Raw genomic sequence first — 21,142 nt, 5'->3', positions numbered from 1 at the left:
ACATGAGCCAGGTCCTGCCTGACGTCCGCGAAACCCGGACCGATCCGGGCGGAGTTCCACCGGGCCTCGGCCTTGAGCGCTCCGACATCGCCTTCGCGGTCAATGGCGCTGCCGTCTCTGTCAATGTTCCCCCATTGCGCCGACTATCCCTGGTGCTGCGCGACGAATTGCACCTGACGGGCACCAAGGTCGGTTGCGACGCCGGCGATTGCGGCGCCTGCACTGTGCTGGTCGACGGCGATCCGGTCTGCGCCTGCCTGATGCCGGCGGCATCCGTCGCCGGCACGGCGGTGACCACGGTCGAAGGCCTCGCCAATGACCGGCTGTCGGCGCTGCAATCATCTTTCCTCGCGCATGGCGCGGCGCAGTGCGGCATCTGCACGCCGGCGCTGCTGGTCGCGGCGACGGCGCTGCTGGAGAAAAAACCCAGCCCGACCGAGACCGAGGTGCAGGACGCGCTGGGCGGCATTTTGTGCCGCTGCACCGGCTACCGGAAGATCATCGCGGCGGTGATGAATGCTGAACAGTTTTCGAATGCAGGCGCTGCCCCTCATCCGCCTGCCGGCACCTTCTCCCCGTATAGAAACGGGGAGAAGGGACGCACTCCAATGCTGGCGACCCCCTCTCCCCGTTTTTCACGGGGAGAGGGTAAGGGTGAGGGGCAGCGCCAACATCAATCGTTGGATCTCGCCCTCGATCGCAGGATGCCGGCCTCGGGCAAGGCCGTCGGCTCCTCGCCGATCCGGCTCGACGGTGTGCCGAAAGTCACTGGAGACGAAAAATTCGGCGGCGATTCCTTCCCTGCCGACGCGCTTGCCGTTCTGGTGGTCCGTTCGCCGCATTATCATGCCGGCTTCGTCTTCGGCGATCTCGATGACTGGGCAAAGAGCCATCCCGGCGTCGTCGGTGTGTTCACGGCAGCCGACATTCCGGGAAAGAACTGTTTCGGTGTGATTGGCCCGTTCGCCGACCAGCCGGCCCTGGCCGAAGGATTTGCCCGGCTGCGCGGCGAGGCGGTGGCGCTGGTCGCGGGCGAGCGCGAGGCGATCCTCGATCTCGACCTGTCCGATTTCCCCATCCGTTGGACCGAGCTGCCGCATGTGCTGCATGTCGGCGAAGCGCAAGCCGAAGGTGCGGTGCTGATCCATGACAACCGCCCCGCCAACCTGTTGACCAAGGGCTTCGTCGAACGCGGCGATCCCGAAGCCGCGCTCGCCAATGCAGCCGTCACCGTGTCGGGCGCGATCGACACTTCCTATGTCGAGCACGCCTATATCGAGCCGGAGGCCGGCCATGCCTATATGGACGGCGACACGCTGGTCGTCGTCGCCTGCACGCAGGCGCCCTACATGGACCGCGACGATACCGCGAAGGTGCTTGGCCTTGCCGTCGACAAGGTGCGCATCGTGCCGACCGCGACCGGCGGTGGCTTCGGCTCGAAACTCGACGTTTCGCTGCAGCCGCTGATCGGCCTTGTCGCATTGAAGACGGGACGCCCGGCAGCCTTGGCCTACACCCGCAACGAATCGATGATGTCGACCACCAAGCGCCATCCGGCCGAGATGAAAGCGACCATCGGTGCCGACACCGATGGTCATGTCACCGGCATGATCTTCACCGGCGATTTCAACACCGGCCCTTATGCAAGCTGGGGGCCGACGGTGGCCAACCGGGTGCCGGTGCATGCATCCGGCCCCTATGCGACGCCCAACTACCGGGCCGAGGGCCGCGCCATCCACACCCATGGTCCGATCTCGGGCGCCTTCCGTGGCTTCGGCGTGCCGCAGGCGACCATCATGCAGGAGACGCTCTATGACGAACTGGCCGGCAAGCTCGGCGTCGACCGGCTCGATTTTCGTTTGAAAAACTGCCTTCGGAACGGCTCCGAAACGGTTACCGGACAGAGGTTGGAGTCCGGTGTCGGTATCGCCGAATGCCTCGAGGCGCTGCGGCCCCACTGGCGGCGTGCGACGGCGGACGCGGACGCCTTCAACACTACCCACGCGGACATCAAGCGCGGCGTTGGCTTGGCGTCCTGCTGGTATGGCTGCGGCAACACCTCGCTGCCCAATCCGTCGACGATCCGGGTCGGCATCGCGGCTTCGGGCGATGTGATCCTGCACCAGGGCGCCGTCGACATCGGCCAGGGCTCGAACACCGTCATCACGCAGATCTGCGCCGACGCGCTTGGACTGCCGCTGGAAAAATTCCGGCTTAAGAGCGCAGACACGGCGATCAGCCCCGACGCCGGCAAGACTTCAGCCTCGCGCCAGACTTTCGTCACCGGCAAGGCGGCCGAAAAGGCTGGCCGCGCCTTGCGCGAAACCATTTTGCGCTTCGCCAACGTCTCCGAAAAGGCCTCTCTCCAGTTGGATGGCTTGACGATCGTCATTGGCGAGGGCGAGGCCACACGGCGCATCGACCTCGCCTCCCTCGACGTCGATGCCGACGGCTTCGTCTTCCGCGCCGAGGAAACTTACGATCCGCCAACACTGCCGCTGGATGCCAAGGGCCAGGGCAAGCCCTATGCCGTCTATGGCTATGGCGCGCAGATCGCCGAGCTCGAGGTCGACCTCAAGCTCGGCACGGTGAAGCTGATCAGGATCACCGCCGCGCACGATGTCGGCAAGGCGATCAACCCGCTGCTGGTCGAAGGCCAGATCGAGGGCGGCATCGCGCAAGGCATCGGCATGGCGCTGATGGAGGAATACATTCCCGGCCGCACCGAGAACCTCCACGATTATCTCATCCCGACGATCGGCGACGTGCCGCCGATCGAGACCATCCTGGTCGAGGTGCCCGATCCCGAAGGGCCGTTCGGCGCCAAGGGCCTGGGCGAGCATGTGCTGATCCCGACGGCGCCGGCGATCCTGAACGCCATCCGCCACGCCACAGGCGTTCTGGTTACAAAAATTCCGGCGACGCCGACGCGTATCCGCGCCGCCATCCGCGAAAAGGAGGCACGCCCATGAGCGAGCTTGCCGAACGCTTCGAAACCCATGATCCCGGCGAGAAGCAGGTGGCGGAGAAGATTCGCTGCGATGCCTGCCCGGTCATGTGCTACATCGCGGATGGCCGCACCGGCGCCTGCGATCGCTACGGCAATGTCGGCGGCCGCATCGTGCGCATGGACCCGCTGACCATCCTCGACCATGCGGCGGAGATCGGCGGCGCCATGGTTCCGTTCGTCGCCGAGGGCGAAGCATGGAATGGCGAGTTGCTCAACACCGGCCGCCGCTTCGTCACCGCGATCGGCGCCGGCACCACCTATCCCGACTACAAGCCGGCCCCCTTCATCGTCAGCCAGGAGGTCGAGGGCGTCGACCTTGTCACCGTCGTCACCGAAGGCATTTTTTCGTACTGCGGCGTCAAGGTGAAGATCGACACCGACCGGCATATCGGGCCGGAAACCGCGACTGTTCGGGCCGAAGGCGAGGCGATCGGCCATGTCACCACGGGCGAATACGGCTCGCAGATGCTATCGCTGGGCGGCGTGCATCATTTGACCGGCGGCTCCAAAGCGGAAGGCCGCGCCACGTGTGAAGCGCTGCTCAATCTGTGCAACCGCAAACCGGTGGAACTCACCATCGACGGCGGCGCCACCATCATCGTCGAAGCCGGCAGACCACCTGTCATCGACGGCAAGCAGGAACACCGCATGCGCGTCGGCTGCGGCTCGGCCACGATCGGCATGTTCGCCACGCAGTGGCGCGGGCTGGTCGACGAGGTTGTGGTGGTCGACGACCACATCACAGGCGTCGTTTCCGAGCACCAGGCCGGCAAAGTGCTGGGCTGGCAGGATACCGGGATAAAGATCATCGGCCGCCGTTCGACGCCCGGCCGCTACTTCAAGGTCTCCGAACCCGGTCTCGGCTGGGGCGGTACCAGTATTTCCGACCCGCTGTCGATCCTCGGCGCGTGGAACACCAAGAAGGGCGCACGGCCGGGCCTGTCGCTGCTGATGGTTTCGACCACCGGCGAGCAGTTCGCCTATTACGAACTCGACGACGATCTGAAGCCGGTCGAAAAACCGTTTCCCGAACGACTGCGGAAGTCGGTCGAACTGATCGAGGACAATTGCGAACCGGCGCTGTGCACCGTGCTGTTCATCGGCGGCGCCGGCGGTTCGCTGCGCGCCGGCGTCACCGAAAACCCGGTCAATCTCACCCGCTCGGTGCAAGGCCTGAAGACCTATGTGACGGTCGGCGGCGCGCCGGTCTATGTCTGGCCTGGCGGCGGCATCACGCTGATGGTCGATGTCACCAGGGTGCCGGAAGGCGCCTTCGGCTATGTGCCGACGCCGGCGCTTGTGGCGCCGATCGAGTTCACCTTGCGCCGTGACGACTATGTCAGGCTCGGCGGCTACGAGGCCGAAATCCGCAGCGTCGAGGATATCGTCGCCAAGGGCGGCGAGTATCTCAATCCCCGGCGTGGCACCGGCGCGCCGGGCAGCAATCCCTGGCCGCCACTGGCGCAATTGCGGCGCGCCGCGTCGAACGGGGCCGGATGATGGACGGTCCGCAAGCGCATTGGCTGCAGGACGGCAAGCGGCTGCATCTCCACCATGGACCGATCGACCTGATCGTCGAGGCGTTTGGTGAGGCGCAGGAATGCCGCCTGGCCTATGAGCAGGCAGTCGCGCGTTTCCAGACGATCCTGATCGAGCTGGTCAGAGAGCTTCCCGAATTGCGGCTTCCGGCCTTCTTCCTGCGGCCACGCGCCTTTGATGGTCCGACGGCGCGCCGCATGGAAGCGGCCGTGATACCCTTGGCGGAGTGCTTCATAACACCGATGGCCGCCGTTGCAGGATCGGTAGCCGACGAAATGCTCGCCGCACTGCTTGCCGGCCGCAGGCTCGATCGCGCCTATGTCAACAATGGCGGGGACAGCGCTCTCCACATCGGCAAGGGCCGGTCTATGGGCTTGGCCGTCGCCGGCACCGGCAATGGCATGGCTGACCGGATCACCATTCGCGCGGAAGATTGCGTTCGCGGCGTCGCCACCAGTGGCTGGCGTGGTCGTTCCTTCTCGCTTGGCATTGCCGACGCCGTCACAGTGCTCGCGCGGACCGGCGCCGAGGCCGATGCCGCGGCGACGCTCATTGCCAACGCGGTGGACCTGCCGGGCAATCCTGCCATCAGGCGCGTGCCCGCACGTGAACTGTCGCCCGACAGCGATCTTGGCGCGCGGCTGGTGACGCAAGGCGTCGGCGCGCTTGCACCTGGCGAGGTGGCGCGGGCGCTGGACAGTGGTCTTGCCGTCGCCGAAGATTTTCGCCGGCGCGGCCTGATTGCCGGATCGGCGCTTTTTCTTGGCGGCGAAGCCCGTATCGGTGGCTCCGTCGCACTCGCCGCACCCAACAAGGATGAACGGAAGGAAGTTGCCCATGCCTGAGTTTCCAGTCCGCAAGATCGCGGTGCTGAGCGAGGAGATCTTTCATGATGGCGGGCCGGTGGCCGAAGTGCCGCGCCGACGTGCCGCGGCAATGGCCGTGGTCAAGAACCCGTTCGCCGGGCGTTATGTCGAGGATTTGCAGAGCGCCATGGACGATCTGAAGCCGCTTGGGCTGTTGCTCGCCGATCGGCTGATCGCAGCCCTCGGCGGCGACGTGAAACAGATCGACGGCTACGGCAAGGGGGCGATTGTCGGCACCGCGGGCGAACTGGAACATGGCGCGCTCTGGCATGTGCCGGGCGGCTACGCCATGCGCGAGCGGCTCGGCGACGCGAAGGCGATCGTGCCGTCGGCCAAGAAGGTCGGCGCCTTCGGGTCAAGGCTCGACGTGCCGCTCGGCCATATCAACGCCGCCTATGTGCGCAGCCATTTCGACGCCATGGAAGTCGGCGTCAGCGACGGGCCGCGCCCCGACGAAATCCTGTTCTGCCTCGCCATGACCTGCGGCCCGCGCGTCCACGATCGTGTGGGAGGCTTGGCGGCCGAAGACATCAAGGCCTGGGACGGGCTGCGGTGAGCGGCGAGGACAATCTGCTCAAGCTGGTCGAGGTCGAAGAGGCCGACGATCACGATTACCGCCTGCAGGAGCAGGTCGGCTTCATCCTGCGCAAGGCGCATCAGCGCCACGTCTCGATCTTCGCCGCGCATATCGCGGACCTGACGCCGCCGCAATTCGCGGCACTGGCCAAGCTGCGCGATGTCGGCGAGACCTCGCAGAACCAGCTCGGCACGCTGATCGCCATGGATGCGGCGACGGTGAAGGGCGTCATCGACCGGCTGAAGGCGCGCGGCCTGGTCGAACTCTCCAAGCATGAGGTCGACAAAAGGCGGCTGCTGGTCAACCTGACCGCGGAAGGACGCGACGCGATCGATCGCCTGATCCCGTTGGCCCGCGAGATCACCAGGGAAACGCTGGCGCCGCTCTCGGCAAAGGAGATCGCCATCTTCATGAAGCTGCTGGCGAAACTGGCTTGAGAACAGACTTACAGGCTGCAGAGGTTGGTTGGACGAGGCAGTTGGCGCATCCGCGTCATGCTGTCGGCGTCCGTGCACCCATGCAATCGGTCTATTCTGTTACCTATGTTTCCGGTCGGACACCGGACACTTCTCCCCGTATGGTGACGGGGAGTTGAGAAAGTGGTCCGCGCAGCGGACGAAAAGCCAATTGCTTGGCTTTTCGAACGACGAACACCCGGCAGGAGGATGAGGGCAGCGCCAACCCATCCCACAAGTCCTCAGAGGCCGTTATCCTTCAGCACCTTGGCGGCGTTTTCCTTGGTGATCTTCTCGGTGGGCAGCGTGATGGTCTTTTCGACCTTCTCGCCTTTGAGGAACCTGATCGCCTGGCGCAGGCCTTCGGCGCCGGGAGTCACATAGGTGAAGGTCGCCGTCAGCTCGCCCTTGTTGACCAACTGCACGCCTTCATTGGGCAGACCGTCAATGCCGATGAACTTGATGTCCTTCTCGCGGCCGGCATCCTTGGCGGCGAGATAGGCGCCGTAGGCCATCGGATCGTTGTGACCGTAGACGAGGTCGATCTTCTCGTCGTTGCGCAGCGCGGTCGCCATGATGTTGTAGGCCTGGTCCTGCTTCCAGTCGCCCGACTGCTGGTCGAGCAGATACTTGATGCCCGGCTCCTTGTCGGTGAATTCGTGGAAGCCGTCATGGCGGTCATGCGCCGGCTGGGTACCCATGCCGCCCCAGATCTCGACGACGTTGCCCGCCGCCTTGCCCTTGCCGCCGAGCAGTTCGACGGCATATTCGCCGGCCGCGCGGCCGATCAGCTTATTGTCGCCGCCGACGAACTGGGTATAGTCCTTGGTGTCGACATTGCGGTCGAGCACGAAGACCGGAATCTTGGCGTCGATGGCCTGCTGCACGACGCCCGTCAGGCCGGCGGATTCCTTCGGCGACACCAGCAGCGCGTCGACTTCCTGGCGGATCAGATTCTCGACATCGGCGACCTGCTTCTCGGTCTTGTCCTCGCCATCGGTGACGATCAGCTCGACGTCCGGATGCTTGGCGGCTTCGGCCAGAATGTCCTTGTTGAACTGGGCGCGCCAGGGCTCGATGGTCGTCACCTGCGAGAAGCCGATCTTCCACTTCTTGTCCTGGGCGAAGGCATGGCCGGTGGAGAGCAGCGCGGTGGTGGTCAGCATTGCCGCGCCGAGGGCGGCAAGCTTCAGCATGTCACGTCGTTTCATTTCTTGTTTCCTCCGAGATTGAGAGACGGGGTCTCTTGCGACGGCCGCTTGACCGCGGCCGTTTCCGTGCGCGCCGGTTGCCCGCGCCGGACGGACGCAGGTACGAGGCGCAGATAGGCCAGGAGATCACCGGCATTGCGCTCCTGGACGAGCACGGTGCCGATGATGATCATTCCCTTCAGCACCAGCTGAAGGTTCGAGTTGATATTGTGGAGCTGCAATATGTTGGAGAGCAGCCCGAAAATCAGCACGCCGCAGAAGGTGCCGGTCAGACTGCCGCGGCCGCCCATCAGGCTGGTGCCGCCGATGACCACGGCGGCGATGGCGTCGAGCTCCAGCCCGGCGCCGGCGTCCGGCTTGCCTTGCCGGTACTGCGCCACATAGAGCACGGCGGCGATGCCGGCGAGCAGGCCGGAAACTGCATAGGTGGCGATCTTGACGCGCCCGGCGGCGATGCCGGAGAGCCGGGCCGCCTCCTCATTGCCGCCGATGGCATAGACATAGCGGCCGAACGGCGTGAAGCGCAGCACCGCGCCGTAGATCAGGATCGCGCCCAGGAAGAACAGGCCGGGCATTGGGATCACGCCGAACACCAGCGAGCGCAGCATTTCGAAATCCGCGGTGGCATTCGAGCCGGTATAGACCGGCAGCACCGCATTGTTCTGGCCGGCGGTGAGCCTGGCGATGCCGAGTGCCGTCACCATCATCGCCAGGGTGACGATGAAAGGCTGCAGGCGCCCGCCAACGATAATGAAGCCGTTGACGGCGCCAAACAGCAGGCCGACGCAGGGCGCCACCAGCAGCACGCCGAGCACGCCGAATCTGGGCTCGATCTGCGGCAGCAGATACCAAAGGGACAAGCAACACAGCACGATGCCGACGATGGCCGGTGTGACCAGCCCCCGAGCGCTGTTCAGCCGGATATCGCTCGCGGCGGCATCCGGACCGGCGCGGGACTTTTCCAGGTTGAGGAAGATGAAGCGGGTGATGACGAAGCCAAGGCAAAGCGCCACTAGGGCAACGGTCGGCACGCCCAGCACGACACCCGGCGTCACGCCCGGAACCGTCAGCAGCATGGCGCAGACCACCGAGCAGATGGCCATCAGCGAGCCGACGGAAAGATCGATGCCGCCGGTGATGATCACCGCCGTCATGCCGGTGGCGATCAGCCCGGTGGTCGACACCTGGCGCAGCACGTCGAGCAGGTTGCCGTAGGACAGGAAGATGTTGTTGCCCTTGGAACTCACCGGCGAGCCCAGCACGCCGATCAGGAAGATAGCGATCAGGCCCCAGTAGAGCTTGGTCCGGGCCAGGAGCTTCAGGGCAGTCATGCGGCTGGTCTCGAAATGGTACGGCGCGGCGCAGCGAGGCGCATGATGGCCTCCTCGCTTGCCGCCTCGCGGGAAAGAATGCCGGTCTGGCGGCCGTCGGCCATCACCAGGATACGATCCGAGAGATGCAGCAGTTCCGGCAGCTCGGAGCTGATGACGGCGATGGCCAGGCCTTCGCGCGCCAGCCTGAAGATCAGGTCGTAGATTTCGCGCTTGGCGCCGACATCGATGCCGCGCGTCGGTTCGTCCAGCAAAAGCACGCGTGGCCTGGTCGCCAGCCACTTGCCGATGACGACCTTCTGCTGGTTGCCGCCCGACAGCGTGCCGGCCGGCTGGTCGATGTCCTGGCAGCGGATGCCGAGCGCCTTGACCGCCTGCCGCGCCAGCCCCTGTTCGCCGGCCAGCGAGCGGATGCCGAAGCGCGCCAGCGATCCGACCAGCGGCAGCGCCACATTGTCAGTGATCGAGGCCTGCAGGTGCAGGCCTTGCGTCTTGCGATCCTCGGTCACCAGCGCGATGCCCAGCCGCCTTGCGTCGCGCGGCGAGCGAATGTTCACGGGGGCGCCGTCGAGCCGGATTTCGCCGCCGGTCCGGCCATCCCCCGAACCAAAAATCGCCTCCATGATCTCGGTGCGGCCGGAACCCAGCAGGCCGCCAATGCCGAGGATTTCGCCTGCGGCAAGATCGAAGCTGACGCCGTCGATCACCTGCCGCCAGCCCTGGCGGTCGGGCTTCGACAGCGACAGATCGCTGACCGAAAGCACAGTCCCGCCGCCGATATCCCGCTCCTCTTGGGAGGATGCGAGCAGGTCCCTGCCGACCATCGCCGAAATGATGGCATTCTCGTCAAGCTCGGCCATCAGCCTGGTCAGCACATGGCGCCCGTCGCGGAAGACGGTGATCCGGCCGGCCAGATGCATGACCTCGTCGATGCGGTGCGAGATGTAGACGATGGCGACGCCGCTGTCGGCAAGCTGGCGGATGATGCGGAACAGCCGCTGGCATTCGGCCGGCGACAGCGCGGAGGTCGGCTCGTCCATGATCAGGATGCGCGCCGACATCGACAGTGCCTTGGCGATCTCGACCAGCTGCTGTTCACCGACGCGCAAGGCGCCGACGCGGGCTTCGGGATCGAGTTCGATGCCGAGCCGCTGCAACAGGGCGCCGGCGGCACGGCTGCTCGCCTTGCGGTCGACGATCAGCCCTGCGATCAGCTTCTCGCGGCCGAGAAAGATGTTGTCGGCGACGCTGAGCTCCGGCACCAGGTTGAGCTCCTGGTGAATGATGGCGATGCCGGCATCCTCGGCGTCACGCACGCCGGCGAAGCTGACCGGCCGGCCATCGACGCTGACCGTGCCTTCATAGCCGGTATAAACGCCGGAGAGGATTTTCATCAGCGTCGACTTGCCGGCGCCGTTTTCGCCCATCAAGGCGTGGACCTCGCCGCCGCGCAGGTCGAAGCGGACGTCGCTAAGCGCTGCAATACCGCCGAAGCTCTTGGAAATATGCTCCGCGCTCAGAACCGTATCTGGCTGGTCCGCCGCTGGCGCGTTATGCCCCGGGGAAAGGGAACTGCTGTGCTCCATGACAATGGCGGCCTCCCTTCCGTCTTCGTCAAATTCGACCCGAACGCTAATCTAAACGTTTCGATCATGTCAAGCCGCTATCTGACCAGGCAGGATTGACTCCTTTCAAATCTTGCGAAAAACCTTGATACTCCGTAGGTATATAGCGGACAGACACGGGCGAAACGTTTCGAAAGATGGCATCATCCAAGCGGACGCGGCAGCGGAAATCCACGGCACCGACGATGCTGCATGTGGCGGAAGCCGCGCGTGTCTCGGTCGCCACCGTTTCGGCACTGATCAACGGCACGGCGACCGTCAGCCCGGAGCTCAGCCAGCGCATCGAACAGGCGATCCGCGATATCGGCTACAAGCGCAATGCGATCGCCCGCAGCCTCAAGATGGGCACGACGCGCACCATCGGGCTGACCGTGCCGCACATCACCAACCCGTTCTTCACCGATGTCGTCTCGGTCATCCAGCAGGCCTTCGACCGCGCCGGCTATGCGGTCATGCTGTGTTGCACCGACGAGGATTTGAACACCCAGGACGACCAGATCAGACTGTTGCTTGACCGCATGGTCGATGGGCTGATTGTGGCGCGTGTCGGCGACGGCGCGATCCTCAAGGGGATCGTCGACGACGCCAAGGTGCCGGTGGTGCTTCTGGACCGCATCTGCGAGGGCGTCGATACCGATATGGTGGTGCTCGACAACGAGCGCGCGGTGTTCGACGCCATCACCTATCTGATCGATCTCGGTCACCGGCGCATCGGCTACATCACCGGCACCTCGGACATTTCGCCCATGCACGACCGCATGACGGGATACCGTGAGGCGCTCCAGGCCGCCGGACTGCCGGTGGCCGAAGAGCTGGTCCGCTCCGGCAATTTCCACGAGATCGACGGCTATAACGCGACCATGCAGCTGCTTTCGCTGCACGACCGGCCGAGCGCGATCTTCTCGGCCAACAACCCGATGGTGATCGGCACCATGAAGGCGATCCGTGACATCGGCCTTTCCTGCCCCGAGGACATTTCGGTTGCCTGCTTTGACGATTTTCCGTGGTCCGATGTGTTCCAGCCGCAGCTGACCACGGTGGCGCAACCCGTGCAGGCGATCGGCGAACAGGCGGCCAATCTGCTGCTTGACCGTCTCGCCGGCAACCGTGACGCGCCGCCGCGCAAACTGGTGCTCAAGGGCCGGCTGATGATCCGCAATTCGTGCCGGCCGCTGGGGGCGGTTGTGCAGAGCGTGAGTGCCTGAACGAACGTCCGCGCATCAGGCTAGAAGACGCCGGAACAAAGCGCCTGCAGCTTCGAAAAGACGCCCTTGCCGCCCGTGATGATCTGCGTTCCGCTCCGCAGCACCGTCTTCGGATCCGCCTTCAGAACCGTGCCGCCGGCCTCCTCGATCAACAGCATGCCAGCCAGACAGTCCCAGGCGTTCATGTGTTCTTCCACATAGCCAAGCAGCCGGCCCGACGCCACATAGGCAAGCATCAGGGCGCCGGACGCGTTGCGGAAGGAGACGCCGCCTTCGGCGAGGATCTTCTTGATCAGCACGGCGATGTTCTCGGCCTCGGCCCGATTCGAGAAGCCGGTCCCCACGGACCCTTCCTCCAGGCTGGTCGCCAGGCTCGTCCTGATCGGCCTGCCGTTGACGAAGGCGCCGCCGCCGAGCCTTCCGTGAAACGTCTCGCCGGTCGAAGGCTCGTGGATGACGCCGACAACCGTCTCTCCGTCCCGGGCGCAGGCGATCACCACGCACCAGGCCGGAATGCCGCGCACGAAATTGGCCGTACCGTCGATGGGGTCGATCACCCAGACGTAGCCTGTCGTGCCGGCGACCGGGGCATGCTCCTCGCCGACGATGCCGTCTTGCGGATAGTCGGCGGCAATGGCGGCGCGGATGAACAGCTCGACCTCGCGGTCGGCTTGCGAGACCAGGTCCTGATGGCCCTTGCTTTCGATGGTCAGGCTTTCCAGATCGCGGAAATATTTGAGGCCAAGTTCGCCCGCGCGACGCGCCAGCTCGATGGCGAATTGCATTCGCGCGTCATGGTCATTTTTCACGGGGCGACGCTCGATCCTGAGGGAGACAGCCCGCCTTAGCAAAAGAATGCCGTCCGTAAAAGTGTCCAAGAACAATTCCGGGAAAACAGTGCAATTGCTCCCGTCCGGAATTGCACGGAAACAAGGAGTTAGGCTGCTTCCGCCAGGGATTTGTGGGCCTCGGCCAGGATCTCGAACGACCGCAGGCGGGCGGCATGATCGAAGATCTGCGCGGTGACCATCAGTTCGTCGGCACCGGTGCGGCGCACGAACGCATCGATGCCTTGCCGGACCGTTTCGGGGGAGCCAACGACGGCGCAGGACAGCGCCTGGCCGAGCATGGTCTTGGCCATCGGGTCGAGATCGCGGTCATAGTTCTCGACCGGCGGCGGCAATCTTCCCGGCCGGCCGGTGCGCAGATTGACGAAGGCCTGCTGCAGCGAGGTGAACAGCAATCGTGCCTCGGCGTCGGTGGGCGCTGCAAAGACATTGAGGCCGAGCATGACACGCGGCTTGTCGAGCTGCTCCGACGGCTGGAAGCGCGAACGGTAGATGTCCAGTGCGTGATCGAGCTCCGCCGGCGCGAAATGCGAAGCGAAGGCGTAGGGCAGGCCGAGCATGGCGGCGAGTTGCGCGCCGTAGAGACTCGATCCAAGAATCCAGATCGGCACGTTCTGGCCTTCGCCAGGCACGGCCCTGAGGCGCTGGCCTTCCTCGGCCGGCAGGAAATAGCCCATAAGCTCGACGACATCCTGCGGGAAATTGTCGACGCCCGCCTCGAGGTTGCGGCGCAAGGCGCGCGCCGTATTCATATCGGTGCCGGGCGCCCGGCCAAGACCGAGATCGATGCGGCCGGGAAACAAGGCGGCCAGCGTGCCGAACTGCTCGGCGATGACCAGCGGCGCATGGTTGGGCAGCATGATGCCGCCAGCGCCGACGCGGATGGCCCTGGTGCCGCCGGCGATGTGGGCGATGACCACGGCGGTGGCGGCACTGGCGATGCCCGGCATGTTGTGATGTTCCGCCAGCCAGTAGCGCTTGTAGCCCAGCCGCTCGGCATGACGGGCGAGATCGAGCGAGTTGGCCAGCGAGTGCGAGGCATCGCTGCCTTCGACGATCGGCGACAGGTCGAGAACGGACAGTTCGGTCATGCAGAGGTCTCCACGATCTTCTTCTTGCGCACCCTGGCCTCGAAGACCGCGCGGTCGGGAATGATGATGCCGAGCTGGCCTTCCAGCGTGTCGGCGAGTTCGGCAGCGGTGGCGATGTCCTTCTGCTCGCTGCGGCCGTCAATGTGATGGATCGACAGCTTGGCACCGCGCAACGCGAAACGCCGGTCGGGCGCGGCGCGCGCCGCCATGACGGAGGTGAGGAAATGCGATGTCGGGTTGGTCGACAGGAAGTAGTTGGTGACGGAATAGTCGACCTCGTATTGCGGCTGCAGATCGAAGCGGTAGAGCGAGCGCCAGTCGCCGCCTATGGCGGCCTGCAATCGGAAATGATCGTCCGCTTCGGCGATGCGGAACGTCTCATGCGGGGTTTTCTGTTCCGTGCCGTGATCCAGCAGCAGGGGCGCCGTCAGGGTCAGGCCACCGAAGCCGACATCGGCGATGTAGGTCTTGCCAGCAAGCTGGACCCGCAAAAGCATATGGCCGCGCGCCGTGATGGCGTCCTCGTTCTGACCCCAGAGCACGCGCGCCGCTAGCCCGCCGACCTCGAAACCCAGCGCCTTCAGGGCATGCATGAAGAGGAGATTGTGCTCGAAACAATAGCCGCCGCGCCCGCCAACGACGATCTTGTCCTGCAGCGCTGCAAGATCCAGACGGACCGGGCGGCCAAGAAACGGATCGATGTTCTCGAAGGGGATTGCCTGCGGGTGGAGGAAATGGAGCGTCTTCAACGTGTCCAGCGAGACATCCCTGGACCCGGCATGGCCGATGCGTGCGAAATAGGCGTCGAGGTCGAAGGAAACATCACTCATCGGAAGGGCACCGGCCATTGTCAGAGCGGATATAGGCACTCAGTCAGGATGCCGCAAACACAGCGTGCCGCTCATGCAGCGGCCTTGCTGTCCTCCTCCTCGGGTTCGTCCTCCACCACGGCGGTCTGTTGCGCGGCGAGAAAATTGCCGACATGACCGAGCCCCTCGAAATGATCGCAGAACACCTTGATGACCACCAGCAGCGGTACAGCCATCAGGGCGCCAACGAAGCCCCACAGCCACGACCAGAAGGCAATCGCGATGAAGATCGCCACCGCGTTGATCTCCAGACGCCGGCCGACCACCATCGGCGTTACGAACTGGCCTTCGACGATGTCGCAGAGCAGCACGAAGGCCGGCGCCAGAAGCGCGTAGGAGATGCTGTCGAAGCTGATCAGCGCCATCACCGCGACCAGCACGATGGTCAGCAGCGCACCGACATAGGGCAGGAAGTTGAGCAGCGCCGCCGCGACGCCCCAGACCAGCGGGTTGGGCATGCCGAGTGCCCACAGGCCAAGGCCGATGACGGTGCCGAGACCCCCGTTGATGATGGTGACGGTGAGCAGATAGTGCGAGATTTCGCGCTCGACGTCATAGACGACGCGCAGCGCCCGCTTCTTCTCGGTGAGGCTGGCGAAAGACTGGATGATCTTCTCGTAGAACATCGTCCCCGAGGCGAGCAGGAACAACGACAGGACGAAGATGATGGTGAGGCTGGTTCCCGCCGACAGGATGTTGCTGGCGGCGGACGACAGAATGCCGGACTGGGCGACCGCGACCTTTTGTATGTCGGGTTCCTGGGAAGTCTCGGTCAATTGCTCGATCTGATGCGAGATCTGCATGACCTTTTCGAATGGACGGCGCAACTGCGCCAGCCGTTCGGCCAGTTGCTGGCCGATGGACGAGGTGTTGTTGATGAGGTCGATGATCGGGCTGGACAGCAGGTAACCGGCGCTGGCGAAGACGCAGATCGAGAGCAGTACCAGAAGGGTCGCCGAGGCCACCTCGGGAATGCCGTGCTTGCGCAAAAGCCGGACGATCGGCGTCAGCGTCAGCGCCAGCAGGAAGGCCAGAATGACGGGCATGAAGAAGGCGCGGGCGAAATAAAGCGCATAGACGGTCATGAAAATGAAGATGCCGACAAGCAGCGATCGCATCAGATGCGTGTCGGCGCGGGCCTCGACGCGCGGATCGTCTGATGCGGCTGTGCCTGCGCCCGAAGCGGCGGACTCGGTCTTCATATTTCCCCTTGCCTGCCACCCGGCAATGGACGCATGGCGGGCGCTGGCAAAACGCGGAGTTGCGGGCAAGGTTCCATAAGCCGGCTTCGGATGGCCGCGAGATCGTCGCGCGACAACCGCGTAGGGTCCAAGCGAAGCGGGACGCCACACGAGCGAGAGTCGGCGCGGTTCAGGCGACGGGCGACGCCACCGCCGGCGTTGATTTCGCCGTTTCCTTGCGCACGATTGGCGCCACCCTGGTGCCGTAGAGCTCGATCGCCTTCATGATCTTGGCATGCGGCATGATGCCGATCGCCATCTGCAACAAGAAGCGGTCATTGTTGAAGATCGTGTGCTGGGCGACGATCTTCTCGGCTACCTGCTCGGGATTGCCGACGAAAAGCGCGCCGTTCGGACCGCGCGACTGGTCGAAATGCCCCCGCGATGTCGGGCCCCAGCCGCGCTCGCGGCCGATGCGGTTCATGACTTCGGCCTGCGGGCCGTAAAAATCATCGGCCGCCTGCTCGGTCGTGTCCGCGATGAAGCCATGCACGTTGATGCTGGTGGCAAGGCCAGCCGGATCACTGCCGGCACGCCTGGCAGCCTCACGGTAGAGGTCGAACAGCGACGCGAACCGCGCCGGCTCGCCACCGATGATGGCAAGCGCCAGGGGCAGGCCGAGCGCGCCCGCGCGGGCAGCGGACTGCGGCGTGCCGCCGATGGCGATCCACACGGGCAATTTGTCCTGAAAGGGCCGTGGGTAGACGCCGCGATCGTTGATCGGCGCGCGCAGATTGCCGGACCAGGTGACCTTCACCTGATCGCGGATGGCAAGCAGCAGATCGAGCTTTTCGGCGAAGAGCTCGTCGTAATCCTCCAGATTGTAGCCGAACAGCGGGAAGGATTCGATGAACGAACCGCGCCCGGCCATGATCTCGGCGCGGCCGCCCGAGAGAAGATCGAGCGTGGCAAATTGCTGGAAGACGCGCACCGGATCATCGGAAGACAGCACCGTGACCGCGCTGGTGAGCTTGATGCGTTTGGAGTGCTCGGCAGCCGCCGCCAAGGCGACGACCGGCGCGGACGCGGCATAATCTGGCCGGTGATGCTCACCAAGACCAAATACGTCGAGACCGACCTGGTCGGCCAGTTCGACCTCCTCGATCAGATTGCGCAAGCGCTCATGTGGTCTGATGGCGCCCGGGCCGGGCTGCGGACTGACGTCGGCAAAAGTGTAAAGACCGAGTTCCATGTCAATGTCATCCTGGTTCGGCGAATTCGGAGTTCGCGAGAGTGCAAGCGGCGTGGGAAGAGAACCACCGCGCCGCTTTCCGTTTCGCTTCAGAGGTAGCGATCCGCCAGCCCCGTCGCCAGAGGGCGGACGATGAACAGTGCATGCCGATTTCCGAAGGAAAGGCGTCTCCCGCGCGCAACAGCCCAGAAATTCATGGCTGCCATACCGATTTGGCGCTTGAACTCTCGGTTTTCGCGCGTATGTAAGCCTCGCGAATTGACTTCAGGGAAGTGGACTTGGCTATCTACAGGGAAAAAGATATTTTCGAGCGGCGCAATGCCGCGAACGAGGCAAAGAAGGCGCTTCTGGAGCGCTTCAAGTCAAAGCCGGCAGCAGACGATCCCGCGGTGCTGGCGCGACAGGCCGAACGCAAGGCGATCCTTGCGGCCCGTGAAATACGTGAGGCCGAGAAGGCCCGGCTGAAGCAGGAAAAGCTGGCGCGCGAAGCGGCCGAGAAGGCTGAACGCGAGGCCGCTGCCGAAGCGGCGCGTATCGCCGCCGAGGAAGCCGCCGCGGCTGAAGCGAAGATCCGCGAAGCCGAGGAGACCGAGCGCATCGCCCGGCTGCTCGCCGACGAGGCCGAACGCAAGGCCAAGCGCGACGCGCGTTACGCGGCGCGCAAGGCGCGCACCGGCAGGGCCCCGCCCGGCTTTACCGGCCGCTAAGCGCGGCATTCGCCTCGAAGGCAGTGGACAAAGGGACGCGCTAAGGCGCGGCCCTTTTTGCGCTTGTCGGTCCCTCTCATTGGACGATGCCCGGCATCGATGTCAGGCGAGTTCACTTTCGAGCCAGGCCTTGAGGCGGGGGAACACCCTCATCAGGCCGCGAATTTCAGCCCCATGATGCCGCAGACGATCAGCGCGATGCAGGCGAGCCGGATCGCGGTGGCCGGCTCGCCGAGCAGCCAGATGCCGAGCAGCGCCGTGCCAACGGTGCCGATGCCGGTCCACACCGCATAGGCAGTGCCGACGGGCAGCGCCTTCAGCGCCAGGCCGAGCAGGGTGACGCTGACGATCATCGAAGCGACCGTGAGCACGGTCGGAACGAGCCTGGTGAAGCCGTCGGTATATTTGAGGCCGATCGCCCAACCGATTTCGAACAGGCCGGCGAAAAACAAAAAAATCCAAGACATCGGAGACGCTCCATCCCGCATCGGACCGGAACAGATCCGATCCGCAGATGCGTGATCAACAGTGGGCGGGTCGTCCCGACCGAATTTTCGGAGAGGCGCGGGGTCGTCCCCGCGCCGGAAACATAGGGTTGTCCAGGCGCCCGATCAACATCTGCCCGGCGGCATCGTCGAATACCGCCGGCGAGATCTCGCCGCGCCGGTTGGCCGAGACCTACTTTTCCTTGATCCGCATCGCCTTGACCGGCGGCGCCTTGAGGGCCGGAGCGGCCGCGGGTTTCTTGGCGTCCTTTTTCGGCTTGCGAGCTTCCTTGCCCGCCTTCATCGCACCTTTAGCCATGATTCGTTCCTCCAATTGTGGGAAGTGAAGTGAAACAAGAGAAACGCCTCTAAGCAAGAGGGCTGTTTGCGGCCTTGCGCCCCGCGGATGGCTGTCAACCGGTTTGAGAGGCCCGGCGACGGGCGGCCTGAACGCATCGGCTGTTCGTGCGTTCAGGATAGTGTGGAGCTTCGGCGGACGGGGAGCTAAGCTCAGGCATCGGCAACCGCGAGGAAACGATGGCCGGGCACGGCGGCTCAAAAACGGTCATCTATGCGGCGCTGGCCGGCAATCTGGCCATCGCGCTGACCAAATTCGGCGCCGCCTTCTTCACCGGCAGTTCTGCGATGCTATCGGAAGGCGTCCATTCACTGGTCGATACCGGCAATGGCGGCCTCCTGCTCTACGGCATGCACCGTGCCGCGCGCCCGGCCGACCGCACCCATCCGCTCGGACATGGCCGCGAGCTCTATTTCTGGAGCTTCATCGTCGCTCTTCTCGTCTTCGCGCTGGGCGCCGGCGTTTCGCTCTACGAGGGCATCATCCACATCATGGCGCCCGAGCCTGCCGCCAACGTCAAGGTGAACTATATCGTTCTCGGCCTGTCCTTCCTGTTCGAGGGCAGCTCCTGGCTGGTGGCGCTGAGGGAATTTCGCCGGCACAAGGGCGGAGAAGGCTGGCTGGAGGCCGCGCAATCGAGCAAGGATCCGAGCGTCTATACCGTTCTGTTCGAGGACAGCGCTGCCCTTCTCGGCCTGACCGTCGCCTTTGCCGGCATATTGGCGGCGGAGCTGCTGGAGATGCCGGAACTCGACGGCGTGGCTTCGATCGGCATCGCGCTTATCCTCGGCGCGACGGCGATTTTCCTGGCCCGTGAAAGCAAGGGGCTGCTCATCGGCGAGCCGGCTTCACCCGAAGTGCAGAGACGCGTGCTGGAGATCGTCCAGCAGGACCAGGCGGTGCAACGGGCGAACGGAGTCCTGACCGTCCACATGGGGCCGGAAGAGATCGTGGCCGGCCTCAGCATCGAGTTCGAGGACCATCTGACCGCACCCGAGATCGAAGCCTGTGTCGAACGCATCGAGGCGCGGCTGAAGAAGGAGATGCCGGAGATCACGCGGCTGTTCGTCAAACCGCAGACCACCGGCACCTGGGAGCAGCGGCGCAAGAGGATCGAGGCGGCGTCCGATTAGGCCCTGGACTAGCGCTGCGCCATTGGCTCGGCGAGCTCCCGCCGCTAAAATTCGGGGGAATTTCTGGAGGAACGAACATGAAGATCGACGGCGGGTGCCATTGCGGCGCCATCACCTATGAAGCGGAGGTCGACCCGGAGAAGACCTCGATCTGCCACTGCACGGATTGCCAGAAACTGACCGGCACGGCCTTTCGCGTGACCGTTCCCGCGACCGAGGATCACTACCGGATCACCAGGGGCGCGCCGAAGATCTATATCAAGACCGGAGAGAGCGGCGCCAAGCGCGCCCAGGCTTTCTGCGGCGACTGCGGTTCGCATCTTTACGCGACGTCGGTCGGCGACGGTCCGAAGGTGTATGGGATCAGGGCGGGAACCGCGCGGCAACGCGAGGATCTCGTCCCGACACAACAGAAATGGCATCGCTCGGCCCTGCACTGGCTGCCGGAATTCAAGGTCACCACGATCGCGGAAGAGCGGTAGCCGCTCTTTTCGGAAATCGTGTCCAAGGACCTGCAAGCATGTGCTAGGCTGTGCGCCATAGACATGGTGGGTGATCGTCATGCACGAAGCCGACAAGCTCTTTTCCGGCTCGATTCCGGAAAACTACGACCGCTACATGGTGCCGTTGATTTTCGAGCCGTTCGCCACGGACCTTGCACGACGAGCGGCCTCCTTGTCGCCCAGCGCCGTTCTGGAAGTCGCGGCGGGCACCGGGGTCGTCACCCGCGCATTGGCGGCAAAACTGTCGCCTGGCGCAAGCTATGTCGTGACCGACCTCAACCAGCCGATGCTCGATTATGCCGCTTCGCGACAGGCTCCCGACAGCCGTATCCTGTGGCGGCAGGCCGATGCGCTGGCGCTGCCGTTTGAAAATGCGGCTTTCGATCTCGTCTGTTGCCAATTCGGCGCGATGTTCTTCCCCAACCGCCTGTCTGCCTATCGCGAGGCCAAGCGGGTCCTGAAACCCGGTGGGTATTTTCTGTTCAATGTCTGGGATCGCATCGAGGAGAATGTGTTTGCCGATAATGTGACCAATGCGCTGGCAAGGATTTTTCCCGACGATCCGCCGCGCTTTCTGGCACGCACGCCACACGGCTACCACGATAAGGCACTCATCCGCAGTGAGCTGGAGGACGCCGGGTTTTCCCAAGTGGTGATTGAGACGCGAGCCGAACAAAGCCGCGCATCCTCGCCGCGCATCCCGGCCGTCGCCTATTGCCAGGGAACGGTTCTTCGCACCGAAATCGAGGCTCGTGATCCGGGGAAACTGGATGCTGCCACGGACCATGCCGCATCGGCGATAGCCGAAAGGCACGGCAACGGCGAGGTTGCCGCCAAAATCCAGGCGCACATCATCATGGCTACCGTTTAGGTCCGTTCTCCTACTGGGGGTGCAG

At 64.4% G+C, this 21,142-nt stretch carries 20 protein-coding genes; 10 read left to right on the top strand and 10 right to left on the bottom strand.

Annotated features, from left to right (window positions below; genetic code table 11):
• Nucleotides 1-2: 2 nt before the first annotated feature.
• The 5 genes from FJ958_RS15415 to FJ958_RS15395 are packed head-to-tail and all read left to right on the top strand — an operon-like array spanning nucleotide 3 to nucleotide 6,429.
• Nucleotides 3-2,972: a molybdopterin-dependent oxidoreductase gene (locus tag FJ958_RS15415; protein WP_140744109.1), complete on the top strand. Its 2,970-nt coding sequence runs from the start codon at nucleotides 3-5 to the stop codon at nucleotides 2,970-2,972.
• Nucleotides 2,969-4,510, top strand: coding sequence for a 6-hydroxynicotinate reductase (locus FJ958_RS15410; RefSeq protein ID WP_140743994.1), 1,542 nt, complete (start codon nucleotides 2,969-2,971; stop codon nucleotides 4,508-4,510). The genes FJ958_RS15415 and FJ958_RS15410 overlap by 4 nt, the downstream gene beginning before the upstream one ends.
• A complete protein-coding gene (locus FJ958_RS15405; RefSeq protein ID WP_140743992.1) occupies nucleotides 4,510-5,394 on the top strand; it encodes a UPF0280 family protein in 885 nt (294 codons plus the stop codon). The genes FJ958_RS15410 and FJ958_RS15405 overlap by 1 nt, the downstream gene beginning before the upstream one ends.
• Complete coding sequence (locus FJ958_RS15400; RefSeq protein ID WP_140743990.1) at nucleotides 5,387-5,971, top strand: amino acid synthesis family protein; 585 nt, start codon at nucleotides 5,387-5,389, stop codon at nucleotides 5,969-5,971. The genes FJ958_RS15405 and FJ958_RS15400 overlap by 8 nt, the downstream gene beginning before the upstream one ends.
• Nucleotides 5,968-6,429 (top strand): MarR family transcriptional regulator, encoded by a 462-nt coding sequence (locus FJ958_RS15395; protein WP_140743988.1) that lies wholly within the window; start codon nucleotides 5,968-5,970, stop codon nucleotides 6,427-6,429. The genes FJ958_RS15400 and FJ958_RS15395 overlap by 4 nt, the downstream gene beginning before the upstream one ends.
• 260 nt (nucleotides 6,430-6,689) lie before the next feature.
• Here the strand turns inward: FJ958_RS15395 and FJ958_RS15390 are convergent, their stop codons facing one another.
• Genes FJ958_RS15390 through FJ958_RS15380 form a run of 3 tightly spaced genes read right to left on the bottom strand, consistent with a single transcriptional unit; the run spans nucleotide 6,690 to nucleotide 10,575 of the window.
• Nucleotides 6,690-7,658 (bottom strand): substrate-binding domain-containing protein, encoded by a 969-nt coding sequence (locus tag FJ958_RS15390; RefSeq protein WP_140743986.1) that lies wholly within the window; start codon nucleotides 7,656-7,658, stop codon nucleotides 6,690-6,692.
• On the bottom strand, nucleotides 7,655-8,989 hold the full coding sequence (locus FJ958_RS15385) for an ABC transporter permease (protein WP_140743984.1): 1,335 nt from the start codon (nucleotides 8,987-8,989) through the stop codon (nucleotides 7,655-7,657). Before FJ958_RS15385 ends, FJ958_RS15390 begins: the two co-directional genes overlap by 4 nt.
• Entirely contained in the window at nucleotides 8,986-10,575 is a 1,590-nt protein-coding gene (locus FJ958_RS15380) for a sugar ABC transporter ATP-binding protein (RefSeq protein WP_140743982.1), read from the bottom strand. Before FJ958_RS15380 ends, FJ958_RS15385 begins: the two co-directional genes overlap by 4 nt.
• Nucleotides 10,576-10,799: 224 nt before the next feature.
• Between FJ958_RS15380 and FJ958_RS15375 the strand changes: the two genes are divergently transcribed.
• Nucleotides 10,800-11,819, top strand: coding sequence for a LacI family DNA-binding transcriptional regulator (locus FJ958_RS15375; protein WP_140744107.1), 1,020 nt, complete (start codon nucleotides 10,800-10,802; stop codon nucleotides 11,817-11,819).
• A gap of 20 nt (nucleotides 11,820-11,839) precedes the next feature.
• On the opposite strand, the gene FJ958_RS15370 is transcribed toward FJ958_RS15375, so the two are convergent.
• The 5 genes from FJ958_RS15370 to FJ958_RS15350 form a co-directional block, all read right to left on the bottom strand.
• Nucleotides 11,840-12,628 carry an inositol monophosphatase family protein gene (locus FJ958_RS15370; RefSeq protein ID WP_140743980.1) on the bottom strand — a complete coding sequence of 263 codons (789 nt, stop codon included), beginning with the start codon at nucleotides 12,626-12,628 and terminating at the stop codon, nucleotides 11,840-11,842.
• A gap of 128 nt (nucleotides 12,629-12,756) precedes the next feature.
• A complete protein-coding gene (locus FJ958_RS15365) occupies nucleotides 12,757-13,758 on the bottom strand; it encodes an LLM class flavin-dependent oxidoreductase (protein ID WP_140743978.1) in 1,002 nt (333 codons plus the stop codon).
• Nucleotides 13,755-14,588 (bottom strand): arylamine N-acetyltransferase, encoded by an 834-nt coding sequence (locus FJ958_RS15360; protein WP_140743976.1) that lies wholly within the window; start codon nucleotides 14,586-14,588, stop codon nucleotides 13,755-13,757. Before FJ958_RS15360 ends, FJ958_RS15365 begins: the two co-directional genes overlap by 4 nt.
• Before the next feature lie 71 nt (nucleotides 14,589-14,659).
• Nucleotides 14,660-15,829 carry an AI-2E family transporter gene (locus tag FJ958_RS15355; protein WP_140743974.1) on the bottom strand — a complete coding sequence of 390 codons (1,170 nt, stop codon included), beginning with the start codon at nucleotides 15,827-15,829 and terminating at the stop codon, nucleotides 14,660-14,662.
• A 169-nt stretch (nucleotides 15,830-15,998) separates the two neighbouring features.
• Entirely contained in the window at nucleotides 15,999-17,060 is a 1,062-nt protein-coding gene (locus tag FJ958_RS15350) for an LLM class flavin-dependent oxidoreductase (RefSeq protein ID WP_140743972.1), read from the bottom strand.
• A gap of 278 nt (nucleotides 17,061-17,338) precedes the next feature.
• On the opposite strand from FJ958_RS15350, the gene FJ958_RS15345 reads away from it, so the two are divergent.
• Entirely contained in the window at nucleotides 17,339-17,767 is a 429-nt protein-coding gene (locus tag FJ958_RS15345; protein WP_140743970.1) for a DUF6481 family protein, read from the top strand.
• A 152-nt stretch (nucleotides 17,768-17,919) separates the two neighbouring features.
• Here FJ958_RS15345 and sugE read toward each other — a convergent pair whose 3' ends face one another.
• Both sugE and FJ958_RS32420 read right to left on the bottom strand, forming a co-directional pair.
• Nucleotides 17,920-18,234 (bottom strand): quaternary ammonium compound efflux SMR transporter SugE, encoded by a 315-nt coding sequence (gene sugE, locus FJ958_RS15340; RefSeq protein ID WP_140743968.1) that lies wholly within the window; start codon nucleotides 18,232-18,234, stop codon nucleotides 17,920-17,922.
• Nucleotides 18,235-18,445: 211 nt separating this feature from the next.
• Nucleotides 18,446-18,571 carry a hypothetical protein gene (locus FJ958_RS32420; protein ID WP_081294138.1) on the bottom strand — a complete coding sequence of 42 codons (126 nt, stop codon included), beginning with the start codon at nucleotides 18,569-18,571 and terminating at the stop codon, nucleotides 18,446-18,448.
• Between the two features lie 218 nt (nucleotides 18,572-18,789).
• Between FJ958_RS32420 and FJ958_RS15330 the strand changes: the two genes are divergently transcribed.
• The 3 genes from FJ958_RS15330 to FJ958_RS15320 all read left to right on the top strand — a co-directional run bounded on the left by FJ958_RS15330 (nucleotide 18,790) and on the right by FJ958_RS15320 (nucleotide 21,117).
• On the top strand, nucleotides 18,790-19,743 hold the full coding sequence (locus FJ958_RS15330; protein WP_140743966.1) for a cation diffusion facilitator family transporter: 954 nt from the start codon (nucleotides 18,790-18,792) through the stop codon (nucleotides 19,741-19,743).
• Between the two features lie 77 nt (nucleotides 19,744-19,820).
• The gene (locus FJ958_RS15325) at nucleotides 19,821-20,225 is read left to right on the top strand and encodes a GFA family protein (protein WP_140743964.1); all 405 of its coding nucleotides are present in this window, start codon (nucleotides 19,821-19,823) and stop codon (nucleotides 20,223-20,225) included.
• A 79-nt stretch (nucleotides 20,226-20,304) separates the two neighbouring features.
• Nucleotides 20,305-21,117 carry a class I SAM-dependent methyltransferase gene (locus tag FJ958_RS15320; protein ID WP_140743962.1) on the top strand — a complete coding sequence of 271 codons (813 nt, stop codon included), beginning with the start codon at nucleotides 20,305-20,307 and terminating at the stop codon, nucleotides 21,115-21,117.
• The last annotated feature ends 25 nt before the right edge of the window (nucleotides 21,118-21,142 follow it).

Source organism: Mesorhizobium sp. B2-3-5, from assembly GCF_006442395.1.
Classification (GTDB): Bacteria; Pseudomonadota; Alphaproteobacteria; order Rhizobiales; family Rhizobiaceae; genus Mesorhizobium.
Note: the sequence above shows the minus strand (reverse complement) of the source record. Positions and strands in the feature narration are given on the sequence as shown.